Source organism: Streptomyces sp. NBC_01235, from assembly GCF_035989285.1.
Taxonomy (GTDB): Bacteria; Actinomycetota; Actinomycetes; order Streptomycetales; family Streptomycetaceae; genus Streptomyces.
In genome coordinates, this window is record NZ_CP108513.1 from 3089710 (window position 1) to 3109099 (window position 19390).

17 protein-coding genes and 2 pseudogenes are annotated in these 19390 nt (G+C 72.2%); 8 read left to right on the forward strand and 11 right to left on the reverse strand.

From position 1 onward, the window contains the following. Positions 1-395 precede the first annotated feature (395 nt). Positions 396-1550: pseudogene (locus OG289_RS13375) on the forward strand (MFS transporter); the annotation flags it as partial. Here the strand turns inward: OG289_RS13375 and OG289_RS13380 are convergent. Together OG289_RS13380 and OG289_RS13385 are read right to left on the reverse strand one after the other, a co-directional pair. Continuing rightward, the gene (locus OG289_RS13380) at positions 1508-2731 is read right to left on the reverse strand and encodes a hypothetical protein (protein WP_327314229.1); all 1224 of its coding nucleotides are present in this window, start codon (positions 2729-2731) and stop codon (positions 1508-1510) included. The pseudogene OG289_RS13375 and the gene OG289_RS13380 overlap by 43 nt on opposite strands. Beyond that, positions 2731-3690, reverse strand: coding sequence for a 5-dehydro-4-deoxyglucarate dehydratase (locus tag OG289_RS13385; protein ID WP_327314230.1), 960 nt, complete (start codon positions 3688-3690; stop codon positions 2731-2733). The genes OG289_RS13380 and OG289_RS13385 overlap by 1 nt, the downstream gene beginning before the upstream one ends. Positions 3691-3913: 223 nt before the next feature. Between OG289_RS13385 and OG289_RS13390 the strand changes: the two genes are divergently transcribed. The 4 genes and pseudogenes from OG289_RS13390 to OG289_RS13405 all read left to right on the forward strand — a co-directional run bounded on the left by OG289_RS13390 (position 3914) and on the right by OG289_RS13405 (position 7285). Further along, entirely contained in the window at positions 3914-4723 is an 810-nt protein-coding gene (locus OG289_RS13390; RefSeq protein WP_327314231.1) for an NAD-dependent epimerase/dehydratase family protein, read from the forward strand. Between the two features lie 275 nt (positions 4724-4998). Beyond that, on the forward strand, positions 4999-5769 hold the full coding sequence (locus OG289_RS13395; protein WP_327314232.1) for a DeoR/GlpR family DNA-binding transcription regulator: 771 nt from the start codon (positions 4999-5001) through the stop codon (positions 5767-5769). An 89-nt stretch (positions 5770-5858) separates the two neighbouring features. Next, positions 5859-5978: pseudogene (locus OG289_RS13400) on the forward strand (alcohol dehydrogenase); the annotation flags it as partial. An 86-nt stretch (positions 5979-6064) separates the two neighbouring features. Beyond that, positions 6065-7285, forward strand: a complete 1221-nt coding sequence (locus tag OG289_RS13405; protein WP_327320665.1) for a TerD family protein — start codon at positions 6065-6067, stop codon at positions 7283-7285. Between the two features lie 83 nt (positions 7286-7368). Here the strand turns inward: OG289_RS13405 and OG289_RS13410 are convergent, their stop codons facing one another. Next, complete coding sequence (locus OG289_RS13410) at positions 7369-7941, reverse strand: TetR/AcrR family transcriptional regulator (protein WP_327314233.1); 573 nt, start codon at positions 7939-7941, stop codon at positions 7369-7371. 165 nt (positions 7942-8106) lie between these two features. On the opposite strand from OG289_RS13410, the gene OG289_RS13415 reads away from it, so the two are divergent. Next, positions 8107-9582: an MFS transporter gene (locus tag OG289_RS13415; protein WP_327314234.1), complete on the forward strand. Its 1476-nt coding sequence runs from the start codon at positions 8107-8109 to the stop codon at positions 9580-9582. A gap of 32 nt (positions 9583-9614) precedes the next feature. Here the strand turns inward: OG289_RS13415 and OG289_RS13420 are convergent, their stop codons facing one another. Continuing rightward, entirely contained in the window at positions 9615-10631 is a 1017-nt protein-coding gene (locus OG289_RS13420) for a 1-aminocyclopropane-1-carboxylate deaminase (protein ID WP_327314235.1), read from the reverse strand. Positions 10632-10663: 32 nt separating this feature from the next. Beyond that, positions 10664-11305, reverse strand: a complete 642-nt coding sequence (locus tag OG289_RS13425) for a GntR family transcriptional regulator (RefSeq protein WP_327314236.1) — start codon at positions 11303-11305, stop codon at positions 10664-10666. A gap of 110 nt (positions 11306-11415) precedes the next feature. Between OG289_RS13425 and OG289_RS49655 the strand changes: the two genes are divergently transcribed. Further along, positions 11416-11652 (forward strand): TetR/AcrR family transcriptional regulator, encoded by a 237-nt coding sequence (locus tag OG289_RS49655; RefSeq protein ID WP_442818897.1) that lies wholly within the window; start codon positions 11416-11418, stop codon positions 11650-11652. Between the two features lie 88 nt (positions 11653-11740). On the opposite strand, the gene OG289_RS13435 is transcribed toward OG289_RS49655, so the two are convergent. After that, complete coding sequence (locus OG289_RS13435) at positions 11741-13204, reverse strand: alkaline phosphatase PhoX (protein ID WP_327314237.1); 1464 nt, start codon at positions 13202-13204, stop codon at positions 11741-11743. Between the two features lie 168 nt (positions 13205-13372). Beyond that, entirely contained in the window at positions 13373-14851 is a 1479-nt protein-coding gene (locus OG289_RS13440) for a hypothetical protein (protein ID WP_327314238.1), read from the reverse strand. 328 nt (positions 14852-15179) lie between these two features. Here OG289_RS13440 and OG289_RS13445 point away from each other — a divergent pair, with 328 nt between their 5' ends. Next, positions 15180-17015 carry an endonuclease/exonuclease/phosphatase family protein gene (locus OG289_RS13445; RefSeq protein WP_327314239.1) on the forward strand — a complete coding sequence of 612 codons (1836 nt, stop codon included), beginning with the start codon at positions 15180-15182 and terminating at the stop codon, positions 17013-17015. 18 nt (positions 17016-17033) lie between these two features. Here OG289_RS13445 and OG289_RS13450 read toward each other — a convergent pair whose 3' ends face one another. From OG289_RS13450 to OG289_RS13465, 4 genes are all read right to left on the reverse strand, one after another. Continuing rightward, complete coding sequence (locus tag OG289_RS13450) at positions 17034-17768, reverse strand: SRPBCC family protein (protein ID WP_327320666.1); 735 nt, start codon at positions 17766-17768, stop codon at positions 17034-17036. A 25-nt stretch (positions 17769-17793) separates the two neighbouring features. After that, positions 17794-18390 (reverse strand): ArsR/SmtB family transcription factor, encoded by a 597-nt coding sequence (locus OG289_RS13455; RefSeq protein WP_327314240.1) that lies wholly within the window; start codon positions 18388-18390, stop codon positions 17794-17796. A gap of 145 nt (positions 18391-18535) precedes the next feature. Continuing rightward, positions 18536-18970 carry a DUF3618 domain-containing protein gene (locus OG289_RS13460; protein WP_327314241.1) on the reverse strand — a complete coding sequence of 145 codons (435 nt, stop codon included), beginning with the start codon at positions 18968-18970 and terminating at the stop codon, positions 18536-18538. Further along, positions 18967-19389 carry a phage holin family protein gene (locus tag OG289_RS13465; RefSeq protein WP_327314242.1) on the reverse strand — a complete coding sequence of 141 codons (423 nt, stop codon included), beginning with the start codon at positions 19387-19389 and terminating at the stop codon, positions 18967-18969. Before OG289_RS13465 ends, OG289_RS13460 begins: the two co-directional genes overlap by 4 nt. Position 19390: the final 1 nt, after the last annotated feature.

The following is a 19390-nucleotide window of genomic DNA, read 5'->3' on the forward strand; positions in this document are numbered from 1 at the left end:
CGCCCGGTGCGCTCCGTACCGCACGGAGCGGCTCGGCCGGGGTCCGTCCGCCGCCAGGCACCCCGCGGCGATCACCGGGTCGCAGATCGCGCAGCCGCGGGAGGAGGTGTGGGCGAAAGGGACGGATCGGGTTGCCCTTGAGGTGGTGGACGGCGTCCCCCGCGGTGTGCAGCCGGGCGGGCCCGCTCCGCCCGCCTCCCCCGGTCCCGGCTTCGCTCGACCGGGCGGTGCCCCCATCCGCGTTCAGGCGGCGCCGGTCCGGCTCGCGGACCGGACACATGAGAAGCCCAGAGGCGATACCGACGCGTTCCGACGGATTCCCGCCGGGCGCGGGCCCGTGTGCAAGGCATCTGCCCGATGCCCGGGGCCCTGCCTTAGAACCACGATGACCAGGCATGACGACATCGACATGGACGGTGGTGCGGGTCCTGCGGGACCGCGACGCGGGGCTGTATCTCGCGGGGGTGGTGGTCTCCGGCTTCGGGACGTCGGCGCTGTGGCTCGCGTCGGGCGTGTGGGTCAAGGAGCTGACCGGTTCGGACGGGTCGGCCGCCCTGTGCCTGCTCGCGATGTGGGCGCCCACGCTCGTCGGCCCGCTGCTCGGCACGCTCGCCGACCGCGTCCGCCGCAAACCCCTGCTGATCGGCGCGAACCTCCTCCTGGCCGCCCTCCTGCTCACCCTCTTCACTGTCGACTCCCCGAGCCGCGTGTGGCTGCTCTACGCGGTCCTGTTCGTGTACGGCGCGGTGGGCGTCGTCCAGGACGCGGCGGAGGCGGCTCTCGTCGCCGCCGCGGTGGACCGGTCCCTGCTGGGTGACTTCAACGGGCTGCGCATGACGGCGACCGAGGGCATGAAGCTGGTGGCCCCGCTCGCGGGCGCGGGCCTCTTCGCGGCGTACGGCGGCCCGAGCGTCGCCCTGCTGGACGCCGTCACGTTCGTCCTGGCCACGGGCGTGTACGCGCTCCTGCACGTCCCCGAGGAGAAGCCGGAGCCGCCCCTGAGCGGCTGGTGGGCGCGGACCGCCGAGGGCACGCGTCACCTGTGGGCGCACGCGCGGCTGCGCCCCCTGGTCCTGGCGGGCGGCACCACGATGCTCTGCGCGGGCATCAGCGGGGCGCTGCTCTACGCCGTCATCGACGGCCTCGGGCACTCCCCCGCCTACGCCGGTGTCCTGTACGCCGTCCAGGGCGTCGGCTCGGTCGCGGTCGGACTGGCCTCGGGCCCGGCCCAGCGTCGCCTGGGCGGGCACCGGTTCGCGGCGGCCGGGATCGCCCTCACGGCGGTCGCGGTGGCGGCACGGGCGGTCCCGGCCGACCCGGTGGCGCTGCTGTGCAGCGCGGCGAGCGGCGTCGGGCTGCCCTGCGTGCTGATCGCCGCGATGACGGCCGTGCAGCGCGAGACGCCGGATGCGCTGCTGGGCCGTACGGCCGCCACGGCCAACACCCTGATGTTCACGCCGAACGTGCTGGGGCTGGCCGCGGGGGCGGCACTGGTCGAACTGGCCGACTACCGTCCGGTGCTGGTCGCCCTCGGGGTGGTTCTGCTGGTGCCGGCCGCGGCGCTGCTTCGGAGTCCGGCGAGCGCCGAACGCACCGCGTCCAGGTCCCCGTCCGACGCCAACCCGGCGTGATACAGGCGCAGTTCCGTGGCACCCCGGTCCCGGGCCGCCGCCGCGTCCGCGGCGAGCGTGCCGGGGCTGCCGCCCATCCCCGAGATCACGGGGAAGTTGGCGGCGACGACGGCGCCCTCCCGGCCCTGCTCGGCGAACGGCGTCAGCAGCTCCGTACCGCCCGCGCACGGCACGACCACGCCGTCCGCGACGGACAGGACGTGCGCGGGGTCCACCCCCGGGTTGGCGCCCACGTGGTACGTCACCGGGTCCGCGTGCAACAGCACCTGGAAGTCGGCAGCGGCTGCCTGGCGCACCGCCGTCACGGCCCTCTCCTGGAGCGTGCGGGCGGCTTCGTCGCGCCACGCGCGCGTGGCCGCCGCGGTCGCCTCGCCGAGCAGCTTCTCGACCCCCGCCCAGCCCCCGTCGTCCGGCGCTCCCTGCCACAGGGGCTCCAGCGCGTCCCGGACGGCGGCAGCCAACTCGTCGGCGTCCAGGCCCTGTTCGCCGTACCCCGCCCGGCAGGCGGGGCAGAAGCAGAGCGCCATCAGGTACTGGCCGGCGTCCCCGAGGCCGACGCCGCCGGTCTTGTCGTGGGCGTGCAGGTGCTGGAGTCCGTACCAGCCGAGGGACTCCAGTTCGGTGCCGCCCGCGCCGGGGCGTACGGCGGCCTCGGCGGCGAGGTCGACGAGGTACGCGCGCGTGGCGGGCTGCGCGATGCAGGGCGCCCAGGGGTAGCGGTCGCCGTAGGCGTTGACGACGGAGGTGTCCGGGTGGTCGGCGCCCAGGCGGGAGTTGTGCGCGAGGACCACCCAGGTGTGCACGTCGAGACCGGCCCGCGCGAGCGCCTCGGCGGCCTCCCCGTAGGCGTCGCCGGGGGCCCAGTCGCCGGCCGGGTACGGGCGCAGGGTGCGGCCCTCCCAGCGGCCGTCGGCCGGGTACAGCACGGCCGCGTGCTCGGCGGTGACGATGCGGTGGCGCGGGTGGCGGGGGGTGAGGGCGCGGGTGGAGTGGTAGGCAGCGGCGAGGGTCACCTGTTGCACGCCGAGCGCGGCGATACGGGCCGGGGCCCCGGGGTCGCCGATGACGTCCCAGGGGTAGACGAATGTCGACGCCTTCACTACCTGTCCTCCTCCAGCAGCGCGTAGCCGCGTTCGATCACCTGGGCGAGTTGCTTGACATGGTCCTCGCTCGGTTCGTGCAGCGGCGGGCGGACCTCCCCGACGTCGAGCCCGCGCAGCCGGACACCGGCCTTGACGAGGGAGACGGCGTATCCGCGGCCCTGGGCGCGCAGTTCGACGAACGGCCGGTAGAAGCCGTCGAGGAGGCGGTGGGCGGTGGTGTCGTCGCCGGTGGTGAGCGCCCGGTGGAAGGCGAGGGCGATCTCGGGGGCGAAGCAGAACACGGCCGAGGAGTAGAGGGTGACGCCGAGGGCCCGGTAGGCGAGCTGGGTCTGTTCGGCGGTCGGCAGGCCGTTGAAGTAGAGGAAGTCGCCGGGGACCTCGGTGCGTACGGCGCTCACGATGCGCTGCATCAGGTCCAGGTCGCCGAGGCCGTCCTTGAGGCCGATGATCCCCTCGGTGCGAGCGAGTCCGACGACGGTCTCCGGGGTGAAGACGGCGTTGTCGCGCTGGTAGACGATCACGGGGAGCCCGGTCGCGGCAGCCACCTCCCGGTAGTGGCGCAGCAGGCCCTCCTGGGCGGCGACGACGAGGTAGGGCGGCATGGCGAGCAGGCCGTCCGCTCCGGCCGCCTCCGCCGACCTGGCGTAACGCACGGCGAGCGCGGTCCCGTAGCCGGCGCCGGCGACGACCGGCACCCGCCCGGCGGTCTCCTCGACGGCCGCCCGTACGCACGCCTCGAACTCCTCCGGCGTGAGCGCGTGGAACTCCCCCGTGCCGCAGCAGGCGAAGACGGCCGCGGCGCCTGCCTCCACCCCGCGGCGGACGTGGGCGCGGTAGACGGCGAGGTCGAGGGAGCCGTCGGGGCCGTAGGCGGTTACGGGGAAGAACAGCGGTCCGCTGGGGACGCGGAGGCGGGCGGCGAGCGGGGCTGACGTCACAGGCTCTCCCGAGTCCATATTCTTGAGCGGCGTCCATACTCCTGAACAACCTCACGCTAAGGTGCCCGATCGGGCCCGGTCAAGCGCGCAAACCCCCGGGACACCAGCAGTTTTGCCATGCGTGTAGGACACTTGACGGGCGCCGCCACCGCTCCTTAGCGTGTCCATGAATGTGAACTTCGGCCACGCATGCGTCCGCTTCTGCCAACAACCCCGCGAACGATCCCAAGGAGACCCGAGGATGCCCGCTCCGCGCACCGTCCTGCTCACCGGCGCCGCCGGCGGCCTCGGCACCCTGATGCGGGACCTGCTGCCGGCCTACGGCTACGAGCTGCGCCTGCTCGACCTGCTCCCGATCGAGGGCGAGCCGGAGGCGATCGTCGCGGACCTGGCCGACCGGGCGGCGGTCCGGGAGGCCGTGCGGGGCGTCGACGCGATCATCCACCTCGCGGGCATCTCCCTGGAAGCTCCCTTCGAGAAGATCCTCAAGGCGAACATCGAGGGCACCTACCACCTGTACGAGGCCGCCCGCGAGGAGGGCGTCGGCCGGATCGTCTTCGCCTCCTCCAACCACGCCGTCGGCTTCACCCCCCGCCCCCAGGGCGACGACCCCCTGATCCCCGTCGACACCCCGCACCGCCCGGACACCTTCTACGGCCTGTCCAAGTCCTTCGGCGAGGACCTCGCCCAGCTCTACTGGGACAAGCACGGCCTGGAGAGCGTGTCGGTGCGCATCGGCTCCTGCTTCGCCGAGCCGACCAGTGTGCGGATGCTCTCGGTGTGGATGAGCCCGGCCGACGGCGCCCGCCTCTTCCACGCGGCGCTGACCGCCGAGAACGTCGGCCACACCGTCGTGTACGGCTCCTCCGCCAACACCAGGCTGTGGTGGGACCTGAGCTCCGCGCGGGCGCTCGGCTACGAACCGCGGGACGACTCCGAGCCGTACGCCGAGAAGCTGATCGCCGAGCAGGGCGAGCTGGACCCGGAGAACATCGCCCACGCCCACCTGGGCGGCCACTTCGTCAGCGATCCGCCGATCTGGCCGTACTGACCGAGAAGCACACCTCGTGGGACGCGGGCGGGCACAGAACGGGCCCGCCCACCGCCGTATCCGGGCACGCGTGCTGCCCGAACCCACCCGCCCCCCGGCTCCACCGCAGGTCCGAGGCGGGGCGGCCGGGACGGGAAACGGGCCGAGACGGGCAGCGACAGGCCCGCAACAGGCCTGGCCAGTGCCGCGCACCCGCTGTAGAAATTCCCCCATGGACCCCCACCGGGCCCCACCGGGCCCGAACGGGCAGGATGGCGGGAGAGCGAGGTGAGGACATGACCCCGAGAACGGCGGAGGAGCGCCAGCGCGAGATCGTGCGCACCGCGCGTGCCACCGGTTCGGTCGACGTCGCCGCGCTCGCCGCCGAACTGGGCGTGGCCAGGGAGACCGTACGGCGGGATCTGCGCGCCCTGGAGGACCACGGGCTGCTACGCCGTACGCACGGCGGCGCCTATCCCGTGGAGAGCGCCGGCTTCGAGACCACGCTGGCCTTCCGCGCCACCAGCCACGTACCCGAGAAGCGCCGGATCGCCGCCGCGGCGGCCGGGCTGGTCGGGGACGCGGAGAGCGTCTTCGTCGACGAGGGCTTCACCCCGCAGCTCATCGCCGAGGCGCTGCCCAGGGACCGGCCGCTGACCGTGGTCACCGCGTCGTTGCCGGTCGCCGGCGCGCTCGCCGAGGCCGAGAACATGTCCGTGCTGCTGCTCGGCGGCCGGGTCCGCTCCGGCACACTGGCCACCGTCGACCACTGGACGACGAAGATGCTGGCCGGCTTCGTCGTCGACCTCGCCTACATCGGCGCCAACGGCATCTCCCGAGAGCACGGTCTGACCACACCGGACCCGGCCGTCGGCGAGGTCAAGGCACAGGCCGTGCGGGCGGCACGGCGCGTGGTCTTCGCGGGCGTGCACACCAAGTTCGGCGCGGTCAGCTTCTGCCGGTTCACCGAGGTGGGCGTACTGGAGACGATCGTGACGAGCACCCTGCTTCCCGCGGCCGAGGCCCACCGGTACTCACTGCTGGGGCCTCAGGTCATCCGGGTTTGAAAAACCAACTCACTCACACAGAGGGCACCTCCATGCCTCAGAGTGCCCGATAACTCCCATCGCGCCCAGGAGCGACCCATACGCACCCAGCCGACGGAGCGCTGGACCCTGAGGTCTTCATCAGTGACCGGATCCCGCTGGAGCGCTACCCGCAGGCGCTGGAGCGGTTCGCGGCCGGCATCGGGTGCGAGATCGTCGTGGTGCCCTGACGGAACGTTCCCCCACCCGTGCCCGGCTTCGGGCGCGGGTAAGGGAACGGCAAAGTGGTCTCAGTCGTTCACGGGGCATGACAGCTATGACCCCCGGCTCGAACATCCCTCTCCCCGTCGCGCGCGTGACGGTGGACGTCGCCGCCCCGGTGCGGCTCGACGTTTCGGGCCTGCTGCTCACCGCAGACGGCAAGGTGCGCTCCGACGACGACTTCATCTTCTACAACCAGCCCAGCGGCCCCGGCGTGACGTACCGCTCCGGCGGGGGTACGGCGCCCGACGCGATCACCGTCGACACGGCCGCGCTCCCGCCCGGCATCGAGAAGATCGTCGTCACCGCGAGCCCGGACGCCGCGGGCCAGACGTTCCAGGGCGTCGAACCGACGGCGACGATCCGCAGCGCGGACGACAACAGCGTCCTGGCGGCCTTCACGCCCCCGCAGCTCGGCAGCGAGACGGCGCTGGTGGTCGTGGAGATCTATCTGCGCAACGGCGCCTGGAAGGCCCGCGCGGTCGGCCAGGGGTACGCCAACGGTCTGGCCGGCATCGCCACCGACTTCGGTGTGACGGTGGAGGAACCGGCACCGGCCGCCGCCCCGGCCCAGCCGGTCACCCCGCCGCCGATGCGGGCCCCGATGGCGCCGCCGGCCCCGCCCATGGACCCGCGGCTCACCGCGCCCACCCCGCCCGCCGCTCCCCCGGTCCCGCCCGCCGCCGCCCCGGGCACCGGGAAGATCAACCTCGACAAGGGGCGCGTCAGCCTCCAGAAGAACCAGACCGTCTCCCTCGTCAAGGGCGGCCGTCCGCTGCTCTCGCAGGTCAAGATGGGTCTCGGCTGGGAGCCCGCGTTCCGCGGCAAGGACATCGACCTGGACGCCTCGGTCATCGCCTACGGCCCCCAGCGCAACCACATCGACAGCTGCTACTTCGGCAAGCTCTCCATCGTGAACGGCGCGATCAAGCACTCCGGCGACAACCTCACCGGCGAGGGCGGGGGCGACGACGAGGTGATCGTCGTCGACCTCGGCCGCCTTCCGCAGGAGGTGTCCGGCCTGGTCTTCACGGTGAACTCGTTCTCCGGCCAGAAGTTCACGGAGGTCGCCAAGGCCTACTGCCGCCTGCTGGACGCCGCGACCGGCGAGGAGCTCGTCCGCTTCGACCTCACCGGCGCCGAACCGCAGACGGGCGTGCTGATGGCCAAGCTGATCCGGCAGTTCTCCGGCGAGTGGGAGATGACGGCCATGGGCGACTTCGTGAAGGCCCGCACGGTACGGAACATGGTGAAGCCGGGCGCCGAGGCCCTGTAGCCGCGTTCCCGTTCCCGTAACTCTCCAGCCGCCCGCAGTCGCCCGGCCACGGGCGCCCGCCACCACGGGGGCGCCCGCCGCCGTCACCGCGCGGGCCGCAGGCCCTCCGTCAGCAGCGACACATACCGGCGGATGGCGCTGCTGTCCCCCTTCGCCAGCTCCGACGCCGTCGCCACTCCGTGCGCGAGGCGCAGGACGTCGATCGGCTCGATGTCCGCCCGCAGGGTCCCCTCCCGCTGTGCCGCCTCCACCAGCCGGGCCGCCGCGCCCTTCATGTTCGTGCCGCAGGCGGTGACCGCGCCCGCGCTCCCGTCGGTGACGGCGGAGCCCAGCAGGGCCTTCATGCCGCGGACCTGGATCGTGCCGACGCACAGCTCGTTGAGCCACTCCACCAACGCCTCGCCCGGCGGGAGTTCCGAGCCGAGTTCGTCGGCCCGCACGGCGAGCGCCTCGATCCGGTCGACGTAGGCCGCCTCCAGCAGCGCCTGACGGGTCGGGAAGTGCCGGTACAGCGTTCCGGAGCCGACGCCCGCCCGTTTGGCGATGTCGTCGAGGGAGGCGCCCTCCCCATGCTCGGCGAAGGACTCCGCCGCCACCTTCAGCAAGCGCTCGTAGTTGCGGCGAGCGTCCGCGCGCATGGGTCTGACCTGCGTCATCCAGTTACTCCTTGCGAACCGGGGACTCTCTCCGTATCTTAGCGAAGACCAAACGGAGACAGTCCCCGCTTACTGCGTTCGTCTCTGCGAGCCCACGGCCGGGTCCTGTCGTGCTGCCCGCATGTTCCACCACATCACGCGGGGACACCAGACAGGGAGCACTCCATGTCCACGCCGTCCCGCTTACCCTCGCCCACGACGGACAAGTCCCCTTCCGAACCGTCCGGGCCGCCTGAGCCGGCCGGGTCGGACACCCGGCTGCGCGCCGTCCTCCTGGTCGTCGTCACCGCCTACCTCATGGTCGGAGTCGACTCCACGGTCGTCAACGTCGCCCTGCCCGACATGCAGCGCGACCTCGGCTTCTCCCCCACCGGACTGTCCTGGGTGCTGAACGCCTACACCCTCGCCTTCGGCGGACTGCTGCTGCTCGGCGGACGCGTCGGCGACCTGCTCGGCCGCCGCCGCACGCTCACCGTCGGCGTCCTGCTGTTCGCCGGTTCCTCGCTCCTCGGCGGGCTGGCCGGCGACGACGGCTGGCTGCTCGCCGCCCGCGCCCTCCAGGGTGTCGGCGCCGCCCTCACCGCCCCCAGCACCCTCGCCCTGATCACCACCAACTTCCCCGAGGGCCCGCGCCGCCACCATGCCCTCGGCGTCTACTCCTCCATGGCCGGCATCGGCGCCTCCGTCGGCCTGGTCCTCGGCGGGATGCTCACCGCCTGGGCGTCCTGGCGCTGGGCCCTGCTGATCAACGTGCCCATCGGCCTCGCGGTCGCCCTCGCCCTGCCCCGCATCGTCACCGAGACCCCGCGCCACGCGGGCCGGTTCGACGCGGCCGGCGCGCTGACCGGCACCGCCGGGACGACCTCACTGGTGTACGCGTTCATCCGGGTCTCGGAAAAGGGCTGGAGCGACACCCTGGCGCTGCTCGGCTTCACCGGCGCGGCCGCGCTGCTGGCCGGCTTCGCCCTGGTCGAGGCCCGCGCCGAGCAGCCGATCATGCCGCTGAGGCTCTTCGCCGACCGCGACCGGGCGGGCGCCTACGTCGGCGTCCTGATGCTGCCCGCGGGCATGTTCGGCGCCTTCTACTTCCTCACCCTCATCAGCCAACAGGTCCTGCGCTACAGCCCGTTGCGCGCCGGATTCGCCTTCCTGCCGATGACGGTCGTGATGTTCACGACCGTACGGTTCGTGCCGCGCCTGCTGGCCCGCTTCGGCGCCAAACCGCTGATCCTGACCGGCATGACCCTGCTCGCCGGCGCGGGCGCCTGGCTGTGGCGGCTCGGCCCCGACGACGGTTACGCGGCCGGCCTGGTCGGCCCTCTGCTGCTGTTGGGCGTCGGCGTCGGCCTGGCCCTGATGCCGCTGAACGCCACGATCCTGGCGAAGGTACGACCCCAGGAGGCCGGCGCCGCCTCCGGCCTGCTGCAGACCCTGCAGTGGCTCGGCGGCACGCTCGGCCTGTCGGTGCTGGTCACGGTGTACGGCACGGCCACCCGGCACACGACGGGCACCCCGGCCGAGATCCTCACCCACGGCGCGGCCCGGGCGTTCGGCGCGGCCGCACTGATCGCGCTGACGGCCCTGCTGACGGCGGCCTTCGTGATCAGGGGGAAGCGGAGGATCCCGGCCATGGGCGGTTAGAGCGCCGCGATCGGTCAGGCGGTCATGGGCGGTCAGAACAGCGCGCTGTACGCGTTCAGTGCGGGCTGGCCGCCCAGGTGCGCGTACAGCACGGTGGAGTCGCGGCCGATCTCGCCGCGCGCGACCAGGTCGACGAGCCCGGCCATCGACTTCCCCTCGTAGACAGGGTCGGTGACCATGCCCTCGGTCCGCGCGGCGAGCCGCATCGCCTCCAGCGTCGTCTCGTCCGGCACACCATAGACACCGGCGTGGTACCGCTCGTCGAGTTCGACGTCCTCGACGGTCAACTCCCGCTGCACACCTATCAGTTGACCGGCGTTGCGGGCGATGCGGGCGATCTGTTCGCGCGTCTCGGCGGGCTTGGCCGAGGCGTCGATCCCGATGACGCGCCGGGGCCGCCCGCCCGCCTCCTCCAGCGCGGCGAACCCGGCGACCATGCCGGCCTGGGTCGACCCGGTCACGGAGCAGACGACCACGGTGTCGAAGAAGACGCCCGACTGCCGTTCTTGTTCGGCGACTTCGTACGCCCACCCGGCGAACCCGAGCCCGCCGAGCGGATGGTCGGAGGCCCCGGCCGGGATGGCGTACGGCTTCCCGCCCGACTCCTCGACCTCCCTGAGCGCCTGCTCCCAGCTCTCCTTGAAGCCGATCCCGAACCCGGCCCGGACGAGCCGCACGTCGGCTCCGGCGAGCCGGCTGATCAGGATGTTGCCGACCTTGTCGTACACGGAGTCGGGCCACTGCACCCAACTCTCCTGCACCAGCACGCACTTCAGCCCGGCGCGGGCGGCACAGGCTGCGACCTGACGGGTGTGGTTGGACTGCACCCCGCCGATCGACACGAGCGTGTCGCACCCCTGCGCGAGCGCGTCGGCGACCAGGTACTCCAGCTTGCGGGTCTTGTTCCCGCCGTACGCGATCCCGGAGTTGCAGTCCTCCCGCTTGGCCCAGAGGGCGGCTCCGCCGAGGTGGGCGGTGAGCCGTTCCATCGGGTGGATGGGCGAGGGCCCGAAGAGGAGGGGGTAACGCTCGTACGAGGAGAGGGACATGGGGCCTCCTGGAGCAGTGGGCGGTCGGTGGGTCAGCCGTCGGCGTCGACGAGGTCGGCCAGGGTGCGCCAGATCTCCGCCGTGACGCGGACCGCCTCGTCCACGTCACCGCGGGCGCAGGCCTCGATCAGCCGGCCGTGCAGTCCGGCCGAACGGCAGGTGCCGCCCTCGCCGAAGCGCCGTCGCTCCAGCCGCCGGATGAGGGGGGTGTAGCGGGCGATGGTGGCGGCCGCCGCACGGCTGCCGGCGGCCCGGACGAGGATGTCGTGCAGTTCGTCGTCGGCGCACAGGGCGGCGTCGACATCGCCGGTGCCGACGGCGGCCGTGAAGCGTTCGTTGGCCGTGCGCATCGCCTCGACGTCCGCCGCGAACAGCCGGGGCACCGCGACCCGGGTGGCCAGCTCGTGCATCGCCCCGACCACGGCCGCCGCGTCCCGTACGTCGGCGGCCACGACCGGGGTCACCCGCGTGTAGCTCTGCGGCTTGCTCTCCAGCAGCCCCTCGTCCACCAGCCGCGCGAACGCCTCCCGCACCGGCGCCCGGGACAGCCCCAGCCGCTCCGCGAGTTCGGCGTCGCGGACCACCGCGCCGGGTGCGATGTCCCCGGCGACGATGGCGTTCCTGATCGCTGTGTAAGCGCGATCCCTGAGCAGAGTGCGTGGCACGGCCTCCATGAACTGAAATGTTAGATACCAGTTACGGCACGGACAAGCCCCCGGAGCCGTGCGGCAGCCCGCCCGACAGGCCCAGCCGGTACGTGGACGACCGGTCGTACGCTCGCCTCATGGGACGGACCAGCGGTGCCCGGGAGGAGATCCTCGACGGCGCGCAGGCTCTGATCGGGCTGCGGGGCCACTCCGCTCCGGGTGTGGCCCGGATCTGCAAGACGGCCGGGGTGCCGAAGGGCGGCTTCTCCTACTTCTTCGAGTCCAAGGCAGGGTGCACCCGCCAGGAAGCCGGATCGGAGCATCCTCGGATAAGCCCGACTCGAGCCGCTCCATCACGTCAAAGTCTTCGATGATCGAACACTCGAAGAGCAAACTCCTGCTGGTTCACTCGAATGAGGCTCCGAGCGGGCCGTGGGCTATGTGCTCACGGCCCGCCGCCACTTACTTGCGCTGCCGCTTCCACGGCCCCGTGATCGCCAGCATGATGCCCGGCGTCTGGATGTTGGCGAAAAGGGTGTGGCCGTCGGGGGAGAAGGTGACGCCGGTGAACTCGCTGTACTCCGGCTTCTCCGCGGTGCCGATGTTCAGTTCGTTGCGGGCGATGGGGTAGGTGCGGCCGCTGTCGGTGGCGCCGAACAGGTGCTGGATGCCCTCGCCGTCCTCGGCGATGACGAGGCCGCCGTACGGGGAGACGGTGATGTTGTCGGGGCCGTCGAAGGCGCCGTCGACGGACGGGTCGGGGTTCACGCCGAGCAGGACCTTCAGGGTCAGCGTGCGGCGCTTGGGGTCGTAGAACCAGACGGCACCGTCGTGCTGCACGGGGCTCTCGGCACGGGCGTACGAGGAGACGATGTAGGTGCCTCCGTCGCCCCACCACATGCCCTCCAGCTTGCGGGCGCGGGTGACCTGACCGTCGGTGAACTGCTTGCGGACGGACACCGACTTGGCGTCGCGGTCGGGGACGTCGACCCAGTCGACGCCGTACACCGTGCCGATCTTCGTGGCGCGGGAGAGGTCGTCGACGAACTTGCCGCCGGAGTCGAAGCACTTGAAGGCCTGGAGGACACCGGCGTCGTCGGCGAGGGTGCGCAGCTTGCCCCGGCCGTGGTGGAAGCCGGCCGGCGGGGTCCAGCGGTAGAGCAGGCCGTTGGGGCCGGAGGCGTCCTCGGTGAGGTAGGCGTGGCCGCCCTTGGGGTCGATGACGACGGCCTCGTGGGCGTACCGGCCGAGCGCCTTGATCGGCTTGGGGTTCCGGTTGGCGCGGCGGTCCTCGGGGTCGACCTCGAAGACGTAGCCGTGGTCCTTGGTCATGCCGTTCTGGCCGGCCTTGTCCTCGGTCTCCTCGCAGGTGAGCCAGGTGTCCCAAGGGGTGCTGCCGCCCGCGCAGTTGGTGGAGGTGCCGGCGATGCCGACCCACTCGGCGACGTGGCCGCCGGGGCGCACCTCGACGACCGTGCAGCCACCGGAGGCCGCCGGGTCGTAGACGAGGCCCTCGGTGAGCGGGACCGGGTACTGCCAGCTCGAGCGCGGGCCCTTCAGCTCGTGGTTGTTGACGAGGAGGGTCGCGCCGCGCGGGCCGCAGAAGGTGGCGGTGCCGTCGTGGTTGGACGGGGTGCTCTCGCCGGACTCCAGCGTGGTCTTCCCGCTGTAGGTGATGACGCGGTACTTGAACCCGGCGGGCAGCGCGAGGATGCCGTCGGGGTCGGGGAGCAGCGGTCCGTAGCCGGCCCCGCGGTGCCCGGCCGCCGACTCCTGCGCGTCGTCCGCCGAGTCTGCCGCGGACTCTGCGTCCGAGGACGCGAGGGCGTTCGGCGCGGTGGCGAGGGCGCCTACGCTGCCCGCCAGCGCGACCCCGGCACCGGTGATCGCGGACTGTCTGGCGAAGTCCCTGCGGGTGAGCGACATGGTGTCTCCTGAGACTCGGAAGTGCCGTGGAGGGTGGCGGACCTCGGTTCGGCGCCACCGTCCCGCTCATGCCTGAACGGGAGTTGAACGGTGGGCGACGCCAGGGGACCCGCTTCCATGAACCCGTACGGATCAGGCCACGGGAGCCCCAAGAAGCCCCGAGAAGAGTCAGCCGCTCTGCTGGGACCGTGCCTTGAACGCCGCCTTGCGTGCTTCCTTCGCTATGCGCTTGTCCGGGTGCAGGCGTCCCATCGCCTCCAGGACCTCCGGGGTCGCCGGGTGGTCGACGCGCCAGGCCGCCGCGAAGAAGCCGCTGTGCTGCTGGGCCAGACCCTCGACGAGGGCCTGGAGTTCCTCGGAGTTGCCCTCGGCGGCGAGCTGCGCGGCCAGGGTGTCGACGGTGAGCCAGAAGACCAGGTCCTCGGAGGGGGCGGGGACGTCCGTCGCGCCGAGCTCGCTCAGCCAGACGCGGGCGAGGCCGCCGAGCTCGGGGTCGTCGAGGACCGCGCGCACGGCGGGTTCGGCCTGGGCGCCGACGAGGGAGAGGGCCTGCTGGCAGCGCAGCCTGCGCAGCGGGGCGCCGGCGTCCGAGCCACGGGCCGCCGCCAGCAACTCGCGTGCGGCGACGAGGGGTTCACGGCGGGCGAGCCACTGCTCGGTCTCGGCGAGGGCGGCGTGCGAGCCGTAGCCGGCGCCGGCGTCGAGGAGGGCGTCGGCGCCCTTGTCGGCGAGGTCGCCGACGGCCGGGGCCTCGAAGCCGGCCTCCAGCAGCCGGGCCCGCAGCCCGTACAGGCCGAGCGGAGTGAGGCGGACCATGCCGTAGCGGGAGACGTCGGTCTCGTCGACCGGGGCGCCGGGCTCGTCGACCGGGTCGGCGTTCTCCTCGACCGGGGCGGCGGGCTCGTCCGCCCCCTCCTCCATGTCCCCCATCAGTGCCTCGTCGACGGGCTGGTAGGCGACCAGGCCGATCGGCTCCAGGAGCCGGAACTGGTCGTCGAGCCGCATCATCGCGTCGGAGACCTGCTCCAGGACGTCGTTGGTGGGCTCGCCCATGTCGCCGGGGATGATCATCGAGGCGGCGAGCGCGGGGAGCGGGACGGGGGCGTCGCCGGGGCCGTCCTCACTGGCGGTCAGCAGGTAGAGGTTGCCGAGCACGCCGTCGAGGAACTCGGCCTCGGCCTCGGGATCCCAGTCCAGCTTGGAGAAGTCGACCGCGCCGCCTTCGTCCATGACGTCGATCAGCGCGTCGAGGTCGGGCACGGCCGCGTCGGCGATCACGGACTCCAGGGCGCCGAGCCAGACGGCGAGGACGTCGTGCGGCGAGCCGCCGGTGAGCAGGGCCAGATCCTCGCCGGTCGTGACGGTGTCGGCCTGCTCGTCGACGACCTCCACGAGCCCGGTGTCCATCGCGACCCGCCAGGCCTCGCTCGCCTCGGCGGCGGCGTCCTCCCCGGTCAGCCCGAGCACCTCGGCGGCGACCGGCAGTTGCTCCTCGACGAGCTGTCCGCCGGCGTCGACCCGGGTGTCCGGGCCGGCCCAGCGGGCGAGCAGGGCGGCCCGGGAGAGCAACGGCGTGGACAGGGCGTCGCGCGCCAGCTCCGCTTCGGGGTGCAGCCGCACCGGCGGCAGGGGGGAGCTGTCTGACATCGGCTGGTTCTCCTCGGGCGCGTCGTGCCACCGGCCCGCTGGGGGCACTGGGCCACTCAGCCTAGACGGATATGGCCCCATGCCGCCCGGTTCATCTCCCCGTCGGCCGGCGTACATGGCTGAAACCTTGACAACTGGCCTGAGCAGGCAGGAGATTGACGCGCGTAGAAACCCACTGGACACCTGTTCACTGGATTCTCTACGCGCGTCGCGCTCCGCCCCGCCGGTCGCGGCCCCTCGTCTCCTTGTTCCACCCTCGTTTCCACCCTCGTTCCACCCCTGTTCCACCCTCGTCCCGGCGCTCACGTACGTCCCCGGAGGGATTCCGTTGCCGAGCAAGAAGTCCGCGCGCCTCGCCGCGCTCACCGTCGCCGCCGTCTGTTCCGCGGCCACTGCCACCCAGATAGTTGCCCTCCCCATGCCCGCGCAGGCGGACACGGTGGCCATTCACGACATCCAGGGCACGACCCGGATATCGCCGTACGCCGGCAAGGCGGTCACGGGTGTGGCCGGAATCGTCACCGGCGTACGCACCTACGGCTCGTCCAGAGGTTTCTGGATCCAGGATCCGAACCCGGACGCCGACCCGGCCACCAGTGAGGGCGTGTTCGTCTTCACCAGCTCCCTCCCGAAGGTCGCCGTCGGCGACTCCGTCACGGTCACCGGCACGGTCTCGGAGTTCGTCCCGGGCGGCACGTCGACCGGCAACCAGTCGGTCACCGAGATCACCAAGCCGACGGTGACGGTCCTCTCCAGCGGCAACGCCGTGCCGGCCGCGACCGTCGTGAACGCGAAGTCGGTCCCGGCCGCGTACACCCCGGCCGGCGACACCGCCGCGAGCAACTCGGTCAACGCGCTGCCCCTGCGGCCCGCGACGTACGCCCTGGACCACTACGAGTCCCTGGAGGGCATGAACGTCCAGGTCGCCGACGCGCGCGTGGTCACCGCCACCGACCCCTACACCGAGCTGTGGGTCACGGTGAAGCCGCGTGAGAACACCACCCGCCGCGGGGGCACGCTGTACGGCTCCTACGCATCGCAGAACACCGGCCGGCTGCAGATCCAGTCGCTGGGCGCGACGGCCGACTTCCCCGTCGCGAACGTCGGCGACACCCTCACCGGCACCACGGCCGGCCCGCTGGACTACAACCAGTTCGGCGGCTACACGCTCGTCGCCAACCAGCTCGGGACGCTGAAGAGCGGCGGTCTGGAGCGGGAGACGACGCAGAAGCAGAAGAAGGGCGAGCTCGCGGTCGCGACGTACAACGTCGAGAACCTCGACCCGTCCGACGCCACGTTCGAGGAGCACGCCTCCGCGATCGTGAACAACCTGAAGTCGCCCGACATCGTGTCCCTGGAGGAGATCCAGGACAACAACGGCGCGACGGACGACGGCACGGTCGCCGCCGACGTGACGGTGAACAAGCTGATCGACGCGATCGTGGCCGCGGGCGGGCCGAAGTACGACTGGCGCTCGATCGACCCGGTCAACGACACCGACGGCGGCCAGCCCGGCGGCAACATCCGCCAGGTGTTCCTGTTCAACCCGGAGCGGGTCTCCTTCACCGACCGCGCGGGCGGCGACGCGACCACCGCCGTCGGCGTCACCAAGGTGCACGGCAAGGCACAGCTCACCGCGTCGCCGGGCCGGATCGACCCGGCGAACACGGCCTGGGCGACCAGCCGCAAGCCGCTGGCCGGGGAGTTCGTCTTCCGGGGGCGCACGGTCTTCGTGGTCGCCAACCACTTCAACTCCAAGGGCGGCGACCAGGGGCTGACCTCGCAGTACCAGCCGGTGGCGCGCAGCTCGGAGACCCAGCGCCACCAGCAGGCGACGCTCGTCAACGCGTTCGTCAAGGACATCCTGGACGTGCAGAAGAACGCGGACGTCGTCGCACTCGGCGACATCAACGACTTCGAGTTCTCCGGCACCGCGCAGATCCTGGAGAGCGACGGCGCGCTGTGGTCGGCGATCAAGTCGCTGCCCAGGAGCGAGCGTTACAGCTACGACTACCAGGGCAACCAGCAGGTCCTGGACCAGATCCTGGTGAGCCCGTCGATCCGGCGCGGCTGCGACTTCGAGTACGACAGCGTGCACATCAACTCGGAGTTCCACGACCAGATCAGCGACCACGACCCGCAGGTGCTGCGCTTCCAGCCGTAACCGTTCTGAACCAGGGGCTCAGGGCTGGCTGAACACTCCGTCCAGCCAGCTCTGCCAGGCGCTCTCGCACTCCTTGATGTCGGTGCCCGGCGTGAAGTCGTGCAGGGAGATGCCGACCGGATAGCCCCAGTGGTTGCGCCCGAAGACGCGGGTGAGGCCCCTGTCCGTCCGCAGCCCGATGAAGTACGGGTCGCGGAAGTCGACCACGGCGTCGAACTCGTCGGGCCCTCGGACCGTCACCCGCGTGCCGGCGGGCACGTCCTCCCCGACACCGAGCGCCCGCCCGACGACGGCAAGGGCGTCGGCGGCCTTCGACGCCTCGGGCCCGTCGAAGGTGGCGAAGGCGGCCGGCCGGGGCGCGAAGTGGGTGAGGTACTCGCGCAGGGTGTGCAGATAGAAGTCGGTGTGCTTGGCGGCGCCGTCGTACTGGTTGTCCCAGTCGTCGACGAAGATGCCGCTGTGCACGTACCGTACCCAGGCCCGCTTGCCCCCGTCGCGGGGTTCGACCGTGTAGTCGAGCTGGTTGACGGTCTGCTCGGCGATGCCCTCCACGTCCTCGACGCGGTTGGTGTAGCGGTGCGGCGGGTCCCAGGCGGCGACCGTGGACCCGAAGGGCCCCTTGCCGCCGACCCGCGGCTCCGGCGGCTCCATCGGCCACAGATACCCTCCGGTCCCGGTGGTGATCGCCTCCCACACCTCCTCCGGGGTGGCGTCGACCTCGAACTCGCGGGCGATCTCGAATTCCCTGGACATTTCCTCGGACATGGCGGGCTCCTGACTAGTCCTGCTCGGTTTCCTTGAGGGTGGGATGGACAGCCACGACGATCCGGTGGTCGCGGCCGCCCTCGGCGTCGGGGGCGTCGTACTTGTGGATCAGGGCACCGACCCCCGCCGTCAGCTCCTGGATGAACGCGGCCCGGTCCGCGGCCGAGGCGAAGCGCACCTCGCCGTCCAGCGCGTAGGTCGCCAGCCCCTTGCGGGCCTTGGTGGCACCGGTGATCAGCGAGCCGACATCGCGCACCAGCCGGGCGCCGAGCGCGAGCAGCCAGCGCGCGGACAGCTGGTCCCGGAAGCGGTCCGGATCCGGCTGCACGGAGGCGAGCGCGAGCGGCGAGATCACGTACGACGCCGCGGTCGCCCGCATCAGCCGCTCGGTGACGTTGCCCTTGCGGCGCTCGCCGGCCAGTTCGACCAGCCCGTGCCGCTCCAGCGTCTTGAGGTGGTAGTTCACCTTCTGACGGGGCAGACCGACCTTGCCGGCCAGCATCGCGGCCGACGCGGGCCCGGCCGCCAGCTCGGCGAGCAGTCTGGCCCGTATGGGGTCCAGGGAGACGGCTGCGGCCTCGGGGTCCTCGATCACGGTGACGTCCAGCATGAGTCCACCGTCCCACCGAAAACTTTTTTTGTCCAGGTGAATCGAGTGTTCGGCAAGTGGCGTCGAGCGCCGACGCCTGGAACGGGTTCGGCCCGGCACCCTCATGCGAGGTGCCGGGCCGAACCCGTTCCTTGTTCCACCGCGCCTAGCAACCGGCCCGGCGCCTCCTGAGCAGCTCCGCCGCCACGAGCGCCACACCGACCGCGCCCACGATCACGACCGGCCGCGGATGCCGCATCGCGAACCGCACGGGCACCCGAACCGGGGCGGGAGCCCCGCGCTCCACGGTGTGACCCGCGTGAGCCGCCCTGTCCTGGACGACATGACCCGCTTGAGCCGCCCTGTCCTGGACGGCGTGGCTCGCGCGACTCGCGCGCTCGTGCATGTGGTACCCCGCCTGGGACGCCGTGCTGCGCAGCTGCACGGTCATCGCCCCGGCACGGTCCGCGAGGTCGGCGGCGCGGGCCCGGGTGCGGCCGCGCACATCCGCCTTGGCCGCCAACTCCTCTACTGTCGCGCCCAGTTGATGCCTGGTCTGCTCGATCTGCCGACGCAGGTCCGCAGCTGTCCTGTCCGTCATCGGTGCACCCTTTCCCTGATCTCCTCGACATCGGCCCTGACGCTGCCGAGGGCCTCCTCGGGAGCGGGCGGCGCGGCCCTGCGCAGGTGGGCGCGGCCGGCCGCGGCCAGCAGGCCGGCGACCGCGAACAGCACCGCCGTCACGATGAGCGCCGCCGCCCAGACGGGCAGCGTCAGCGAGAGGGCGGCGACGGCCGCGCCGGCGAGGGCGAGCAGACCGGCGTAGGCGAACGCCCCCGCCGCGCCGAGCAGGCCGCCGCCGCGCCCGGCATGCCGCCCCTTCTCGGCGAGCTCCTCCTTGGCGAGGGCCAGTTCCTGCCGCACGAGCCGGGAGAGCTGCTCGGTGGCCCGGCCGACGAGTTCGCCGACGGTGTGGTGCCCGTCGTAGCGGACGGGCCGAATGTCCGTGGTCCCGGTCACG